Genomic DNA, 8,138 nt, shown 5'->3' with positions numbered 1-8,138 from the left:
TGACGGATAGAACAGTCAAAAGTGAAGTATAGAATCCGAAGCGACGAAAAGAACCGCCAGAGTGACGGAAGAAGTAGCTAGGGTGATGGAAAGAACCGTCGAAATGACGGAAGGAACCGCCAGAGCGACGGATAGATTAGCCAAAGTCGTGGATAGAACAACCAAAGTCGTGGATAGAACAACCAAAGTCGTGGATAGCCCCATCGAAGTGTCGGATAAAATCCCTGAACTAATCGATTTATCTCCTTAAATCAATAATTTTCTGTAAATTTCATATTTCTTGTTGATGTTTACGTTAGCGTCAATGATATACTGATGAAAAATGGGAAAGGGGAGATGATATTGAAGACGATTCAAGAAGTGGCTAAGCAGTTTAATGTTTCGACACGGACTATTCGCTATTATGAGGAGCTAGGGCTGCTTCATCCCAATCGATCATCTACTAATCAACGAACCTTTTCAAAAAAAGAATTAGCGAAGCTTAAGCTTATTTTCCGAGGAAAGCGGTACGGTTTTTCACTTGAGGAGATTAAGGAGATGGTATTGCTGTTTGATTATGATCGTACGGGTATTCAGCAGTTGGAGCGTACGGTCGAATATGGGGAGCAAAAAATTCAAGAAGTTAATGGCAAAATAGCAGAGCTGGTACAGATGAAAAACGAGTTACAGCAGTTACAAGGCATGTTTACAGAAAAATTAGCGACTTTAAAGGGAGAGATACATGATGAATAGTTCGAATTTGTTAGCGCGTAATGCGCGAAAGTACCCTATGAGTGAAGCGGTTGTTTGTCAGGGCAGACGAGTGACTTATCGTGATTTAGATGAGCAAGTGACACGTCTTAGTCATGCTTTAGTAGAGCAGGGTGTGCGACAAGGCGATAAAGTAATCATTTTTATGCCAAATGTTGTAGAGTTTGTTGTTTGCTATTTTGCTATTCAGCGCATCGAGGCTATTGTCGTTCCAGTAAATGCGAAGTTCACGCTGCAAGAGGTCGAGTATGTGGCACGGCATGCTGATGCTAAAGCTATTCTAGTACATGAGGCGATTTTTGCAGCAGTCGAAAACATTACGGTAGTCCCTTTAAAAATCAAAACGGGTCAAGAGCAGGCTGGCTGGCTAAACTATGAATCACTTATTCTACATGCAAGCACGCAAACAATTGATTGCCAGTTGAATGAAGATGATGTCTCAACGATTTTATACACATCGGGTACAACGGGAAAACCAAAGGGTGTGTTGTTTAGCTATCGCAATATTTTAACTGTAGCGCAAATGATTGCAGTGGAAATGGAAGTAAAGCCAGAAAGCCGAATCCTTCTTATGATGCCGTTGACGCATTCAGCCCCATTACATTTATTTTTAATGGCAGGTGTACTTGTAGGCTCAACAAACGTGTTAACACCAACGTTTACACCTGATTTATTGATTGATTCAATGGAGCAGGAGCGGACAACGCATTTCTTTGGGGCACCTGTTGCATATTTGTTAACTGCCCAACTGCCAAGATTGCAAACAGCTGATTTATCATCGATGAAGTGGTGGGCTTATGGTGGGGCACCGTTATCACAAAACGAAGTCCAGCATTTACAAAAAGCTTTCAGAACAGAAAATTTAACCTGTGTTTATGGCTTAACAGAGGCTGGTCCTAACGGTTCAATATTGTTTGGTGAAGAGCATGCAACGAAGGCGGGGAGCGTTGGGCGACGTGCACCACTTGGAGCGGAGCTGCGTATTATCAACGACAATGGAGAAGATGTCAGTGTAGGTGAAGTAGGAGAAATTGTGATATTCGGTGAGGGCAATATGCAGGGCTATTACAAGGATGATATCGCAACAAAGGCTGCATTTATAGATGGCTGGCTAAAAACAGGTGACTTAGCTCGTTTAGATGAGGACGGCTATATTTGGATTGTCGATCGTAAGAAGGATGTCATTTTTTCAGGTGGTGTGAATATTTACCCGAAAGAAATTGAAGATCGTATGTTGAGCTATGAGGGGATATTTGAAGTTGCTGTAATAGGTGTACCACATCCGGAGTGGGGAGAAACGGTGAAAGTGGTTTATGCTGCTAAAACAAATATTGACGAGAACGGACTGAAAGTTTATTTAGAGAAGCATCTTGCTAAATATAAAATTCCACGCATTTTTGAACGTGTGGAAGCGTTACCACGAAATGCATCAGGCAAAATACTAAAACAAACTTTGAAGGGACAAGAGGTGAGATAGCATGAAGGTTTTACAACAGGAAGAAATGAAAACAAAGAACTTTTTTAAAGAGAATGATACACTTCATAAAGTTTTAGAAATGATGCTAGATAAAGAGTTTGCGGAATATGCAACACGTGAGCTAACAGATTTCGGTGAGCTTTGTGCAGGAGATATTGATGTGAGAGCCAAGCATACGGATAGAGAGGGTGAACCTCGATTACAAAGATATAATGCTTATGGTGAAGAAGTGTCAGAGATTTGGGTCAATGACGGCTATAAGAAAACAATTGAAGAGACGTACAATACCGGCATTGTTGGCTATGTGCATAAGGATATTCCGCAACTAAGTAGAAAGGGTAACTATGTGTATAGCTTTGCTCAAGGCTATATACTATCACATGCTGAACCAGGCTTTTACTGTCCTGTTACGTTAACGATGGCAACTGCTTATTTACTTGATCATTATGCGAGTGATGAGGTGAAGGAGCGCTTTTTACCACACGTTTGTGCAACAGGAGAGACAGAGCTATATGAGGGGGCTACATTTTTAACGGAGCGCCAAGGTGGCTCTGATGTTGGGGCGAATGTTGTGGAGGCAAGAAAGGACGGCAAGCAGTATCGTTTATATGGTGAGAAATATTTTGCATCTAACGCAGGAATGTGTGGAGTAACCATGGTATTGGCACGCATGGAAGGGGCTCAGGCAGGCTCAAAGGGTTTAACATTGTTTGCAGTTCCATGGAGAAATGATGATGGCACAGTTAATAATCTGCGCGTTCGGCGTTTAAAGGATAAACTTGGTGTTAGAGCAGTACCTTCTGGTGAGGTGGAATTTGATGGTGCGCTAGCGTATATTGTAGGTGATCCAAATAAAGGGATTTACTATATGTTGGAGGCGCTTAATTTATCAAGAATTTGCAATGCGGTTGCTTCAATCGGCATTATGCGCCGCGGCTATTTAGAGGCGAAGCATTATGTGACAAATCGTCATGCCTTTGGTAAACCTTTAACGCAATACCCTATGATTCAGGATACACTAGGGAAATTTGCTGCCAAACTTCATGTAGAAGTTGCTACGGTTTTTGACCTTATTCAGCTGTACGATAAAGTAACTAGTGGACAGGGGAATAAAGAGGACATTATTTTGAATCGCTTGTATATTGCGATCATGAAAAAAGAAACGGCAGAGCAAGCTGTACATTATGCTAGTGAAGCCATTGAATTACATGGCGGAAACGGCTATATTGAAGATTTTGTTACACCACGGTTATTAAGAGATGCACAGGTACTTACTGTGTGGGAGGGGACTGCGAATATTTTAGCTTTAGAGCTCATTCGATTAGTTGATAAGTTTCATGTGCACGAAATGTTTGTGCGTGTCATGGAAGAACGTCTAGAAAAACTAACTGACAATCCATTAGTCGAAATTGTCGTGAATCAATTGGCAAAACTAGATTCAACTTTGCAAACATTTAGCCGTTTAGATGATGCAACGAAAACGTTCGAGGCAAAAAAGGTCGCAGAGAAAATGGCACATTTATATGAAAGTGTGGTAGCAGTCGAATGGGCACAAAGATTCGGCGGCAAATATGAGAAGCTAGCAGATATTTATTTAGAAAACACATGGTCATTGCGTGAAATGGGTGCACCAATGAAAACGGTACAGTATTTTTCAGATATAGTTTAATCGATTAAGAGTCGTCTCGAATGGAGGCGACTTCTTTGATTTTCATGTATAATAAAATCAACTGAATATTATAAAGGTTCTTTACTTAAGTAAAGTGAAAAGGGAAATCGGTGTAATTCCGATGCGGTCCCGCCACTGTATGTGTGAGTTTTTTCAATCTGCGCCACTGAAAATTTCGGGAAGGCTTGAAAAAGCGTATGAAGCACGAGCCAGGAGACCTGCCTTTATAGAAAACACGTTGTAGCCTACGAGGATAGGATGGTGGATTTTGTATATGTATATTGTGCAAATTTGACCCCCTCATTTTTTATGATGAGGGGTATTTGTTTTGAAGATGAATATCGATAAATTTGAAAAAGTGGGCGATAAACTCAAAAAGTTGGGCGATAAACTCAAAAAGTTGGGTGATAAATCCTCAACGTTGAGCGATAAACCCAAAGTGGGTGATAAATCCGCAAAGTTGGGCGATAAACTCAAAAAGTTGGGCGATAAATCCACAAAGTTGGGCGATAAATCCACAAAGTTGGTTGATAAACTCAAAAAGTTGGGCGATAAACCCTCAACGTTGGGCGATAAACCCAAAGTGGGTGATAAATCCGCAAAGTTGGTTGATAAACTCAAAAAGTTGGGCGATAAATCCACAAAGTTGGGTGATAAACTCAAAAAGTTGGGCGATAAACCCTCAAAGTTGAGCGATAAACCCAAAGTTAGCCGATAACCCACAACCTCGAGCGATAAAAACCTAAAATGTATCGATCAATCAGAAAAACAAGTCGCTAACTTTATGCACAGATAGACTAAGGGGGATTCACATGAAGAAATTTTGGAAAATAGGATTATCTGCATTTTTAGCTGTTGGCTTGCTTGCAGCATGTAACACAAAAGAGGCGACAAATGACAAGTCGTCATCTGCTGAGCAGCAAGAGACATCAAAAGTAAATCAAGCAACATTCCCAATGACGATAACGGATGCTACTGGCAAAGATATTACGCTAGAAGCACCTCCTGAAAAAATAGTCTCTCTCATTCCAAGTAACACTGAAATTTTATTTGGTCTTGGCTTAAATGATGAAATAGTGGGTGTAACAGATAATGACGATTATCCACCAGAGGCTACTAAAAAAGAAAAAGTTGGCGGTATGGATTATAATATTGAACAAATTATTGCGTTAACGCCAGATATCGTTTTTGCACATGCATCGGGTATGGTGAATTCAAAAGGAGCAATTGAACAGCTTGAGGCTGCAGGTGTGAAAGTATTTGTTGTAGCGGATGCCAAAAACTTTAATGAGACTTACACGACGATTGAACAGCTTGGTCATGCAACAGGAAAACTTGAAGAGGCTAAAAAAATAGTCGCAAATATGAAGGCAAAGGTTGCAGAAGTTGAAACAAAACTTGAGGGTGTTAAGCCTAAGAAAGTTTTTGTAGAGTCGTCTGATGAGCCAGAAATTTATACAGCGGGTAAAGGTACATTTATGAATGAAATGCTAGAAATGATTCATGCCGAAAATATAGCAGCAGATTCAAATAACTGGTTTAAAATTGATGCTGAACAAATTATTGAGAAAAATCCAGATGTCATTGTTGTGGCATATAGTTATGTACCGAATATTTTAACGAAAATTCCACAACGTCCAGGCTTTGGAACAATTACTGCCGTAAAAAATAAAGCCATTGTACAAGTGGATAAAAATACGACAAGTCGTCAAGGTCCTCGATTAGCAGATGGTCTTGAGGAATTAGCAAAGGCCGTCTACCCAGAGGCGTTTAAATGAGTAAAACAATTGTAGCCTATGTAACAGCAATTACGCTTTTAATCATTAGCATCTGGTGTGGTGTGGCGATAGGCTCAGTTCATATTCCATTAGAAGTATTGTGGAATAAGGCCGCTGATGAAACAGCTGCCAATATTTTATGGAAGATTCGTTTACCTCGAGTTCTGCTAGCAGGGCTTGTAGGGGCATCACTTGCTATTGCAGGGGCAGCTTTTCAAGGTTTATTAAAAAACCCTTTGGCTGATCCTTATACGTTAGGTGTTTCCTCTGGTGCATCAGTGGGCGCAGTGATGACGATTTTCTTTAGTGTCTCAATACCTGTAATCGGTCATTTCACATTGCCAACCTTTAGTATGATAGGTGCCATATTGACGATGGTAGCTGTTATGGGCTTTGCTAGAATAGTAGACCGCTCACTAAAAATGGAAACTCTTATTTTAACAGGGGTTATATTTAGTTCATTTTTAGGTTCCTTGATTTCATTAATGATTGCATTATCTGGTGAGGAGCTACGCCAAGTGATCGGATGGCTGCTTGGCTCAGTATCGATGCGTGGTTGGCCTTACGTTCAGATGATCATCCCGTTTGTTATCATTGGTTCCATTATGCTTTGGACACAAAGACGCGAGTTAAATGTTCTGTTATATGGAGAAGAACGTGCGAAGCATTTAGGTGTCAATGTTAAGCGTAGTAAATATATTATTTTAGTAGGTGGATCCATGTTGACAGGAGCAGCGGTAGCTGTTTCTGGAACGATTGGCTTTGTTGGTTTAGTTGTTCCTCATATGACGAGAATGGTCTGGGGTTCAGATCATCGTCATTTATTGCCATTATCATTTTTAAATGGGGCAACTTTACTAATTATTTGTGATTTAATAGCAAGAACAATTATTATGCCAAGAGAGCTGCCGATTGGTGTCATTACTGCATTTATTGGGGCGCCTGTTTTTTCCTATATTTTTTATAAACAACGTAGAGGCAAGGGGGTACGGGCATGATTGTTGTAGAACATCTTTCCGGTGGCTATGAAGACGTACCGATCGTCCAGGATATAAGTTTTTCCGTTGAAAAAGGTAAAATACTAGGGATTTTAGGGCCGAATGGTAGTGGAAAATCCACACTGTTAAAAGTAATAAGTGGCATACTACCAGCAACAGCAGGCACTATATTAGTAGATGGTAAAAATAGTAGCTCTTACAGTGCGCGTGCATTAGCAAAGAAGATGGCAGTGCTGCCACAATTACATGCTAATGCCTTTTCAAACAGTGTAAGGGAAGCGGTATCGCTTGGACGTTATCCACATCAAACAGGCTTCTTTTCAAGCTGGACTGATCGTGATGAACAAGCAGTGCAACAGGCAATGCTGCAAACAGGTGTGAAACGCTATGAACAGACACCAATGGAATTTTTGTCGGGCGGTGAACAGCAAAGAGTTTTTGTCGCCCAAGCTCTTGCACAAACTGCGGAAATATTGCTGCTAGATGAGCCGACCAACCATCTAGATATTGCACATCAACGTCAAATTTTAGATATGGTGCGAAAGGAAGCAATAGAACGTGGTTTGACTGTTATTATGGTACTACATGATATGAATTTAGCTTCTCTTTATTGTGATGAATTATTACTAATGGAGGAAGGACGGATGCGGGCATTTGGGGCGCCGCATGAAGTATTAATCGCTTCGCAAATCGAAGACGTCTATCATGCCCGAGTGGCAACTTATGCACATCCGGAAATTCCAAAGCCTCAAATTACAATGATGCCAGCCTCGGTTGAACATCAGCAACGTGCTGTCATTAAAAAAGAAAATTTCGCTGTTACAGATCATTACATTAAACTTCAATCAGAGTTTCCTTTAAAAACGGTGTCCTCAGCTGTCCATAATCCGGGCATCGGCTGGTATGATTGTCTGTTAAATCGCTCTGTACCAATAGATTACGTGATTAATGATGTAAAGAGAGAGGTTGCTGAATTTTTACAAAAGGAGCACTTTTCATCTACAAGTACAGTCGTCATGTTAACAGCTGTCCCAACAAATCTTGTAGCTATTAACGAGTTTCAAGCTTCCTTTGGTAGCGTTCTTGTGGCTGTTACCGCTGGAGTTGGTAATGCTGTTGATGTGTCACGTGTACATGAAAGACAAGATGAACCATATATTGGTACTATAAATACGTGGGTCATCGTGAATGGCTGTTTATCAGAGGAAGCGTTTTTCCAAGCAATGATGACAGCTACTGAGGCGAAAACAAAGGCATTGCAATCAGAAAATATTCGTGATGAGCTTAGTGGTACGATTGCGACAGGTACTGCTACAGATAGTTTATTGATTGCAGCGACACAAAAAGGGGAAGAAATGCTGTACGGCGGTCCCATTACTGATGTAGGTAAGATCATCGGTAAAGGTGTTTTTGAAACAACTGTACAGGCGATAAAAAATTACAAAAACTGTTCTAGGAGATGAGAG

At 40.7% G+C, this 8,138-nt stretch carries 8 protein-coding genes and 1 riboswitch; all 8 genes read left to right on the top strand.

The window, feature by feature from the left end; all coding sequences use genetic code 11:
• The first annotated feature begins 61 nt into the window (after positions 1-61).
• Positions 62-250: a hypothetical protein gene (locus tag ACQKN2_RS13475; protein ID WP_427415388.1), complete on the top strand. Its 189-nt coding sequence runs from the start codon at positions 62-64 to the stop codon at positions 248-250.
• Between the two features lie 92 nt (positions 251-342).
• The gene (locus tag ACQKN2_RS13470) at positions 343-732 is read left to right on the top strand and encodes a MerR family transcriptional regulator (RefSeq protein WP_427415387.1); all 390 of its coding nucleotides are present in this window, start codon (positions 343-345) and stop codon (positions 730-732) included.
• The gene (locus ACQKN2_RS13465) at positions 725-2,227 is read left to right on the top strand and encodes a class I adenylate-forming enzyme family protein (RefSeq protein ID WP_427415410.1); all 1,503 of its coding nucleotides are present in this window, start codon (positions 725-727) and stop codon (positions 2,225-2,227) included. The genes ACQKN2_RS13470 and ACQKN2_RS13465 overlap by 8 nt, the downstream gene beginning before the upstream one ends.
• A gap of 1 nt (position 2,228) precedes the next feature.
• Positions 2,229-3,896, top strand: a complete 1,668-nt coding sequence (locus ACQKN2_RS13460) for an acyl-CoA dehydrogenase family protein (protein ID WP_427415386.1) — start codon at positions 2,229-2,231, stop codon at positions 3,894-3,896.
• Positions 3,897-3,953: 57 nt separating this feature from the next.
• Positions 3,954-4,136, top strand: a riboswitch (cobalamin riboswitch).
• Between the two features lie 88 nt (positions 4,137-4,224).
• Positions 4,225-4,614: a hypothetical protein gene (locus ACQKN2_RS13455; protein ID WP_427415385.1), complete on the top strand. Its 390-nt coding sequence runs from the start codon at positions 4,225-4,227 to the stop codon at positions 4,612-4,614.
• A 94-nt stretch (positions 4,615-4,708) separates the two neighbouring features.
• Positions 4,709-5,674, top strand: coding sequence for an ABC transporter substrate-binding protein (locus tag ACQKN2_RS13450; RefSeq protein WP_427415384.1), 966 nt, complete (start codon positions 4,709-4,711; stop codon positions 5,672-5,674).
• Entirely contained in the window at positions 5,671-6,672 is a 1,002-nt protein-coding gene (locus tag ACQKN2_RS13445; RefSeq protein WP_427415383.1) for a FecCD family ABC transporter permease, read from the top strand. The genes ACQKN2_RS13450 and ACQKN2_RS13445 overlap by 4 nt, the downstream gene beginning before the upstream one ends.
• Positions 6,669-8,135, top strand: a complete 1,467-nt coding sequence (locus ACQKN2_RS13440; protein WP_427415382.1) for an adenosylcobinamide amidohydrolase — start codon at positions 6,669-6,671, stop codon at positions 8,133-8,135. Before ACQKN2_RS13445 ends, ACQKN2_RS13440 begins: the two co-directional genes overlap by 4 nt.
• Positions 8,136-8,138: the final 3 nt, after the last annotated feature.

The organism is Lysinibacillus sp. NPDC093688 (assembly GCF_050280145.1).
In the GTDB taxonomy this organism is placed as follows: Bacteria; Bacillota; Bacilli; order Bacillales_A; family Planococcaceae; genus Lysinibacillus; species Lysinibacillus xylanilyticus_B.
Note: the sequence above shows the minus strand (reverse complement) of the source record. Positions and strands in the feature narration are given on the sequence as shown.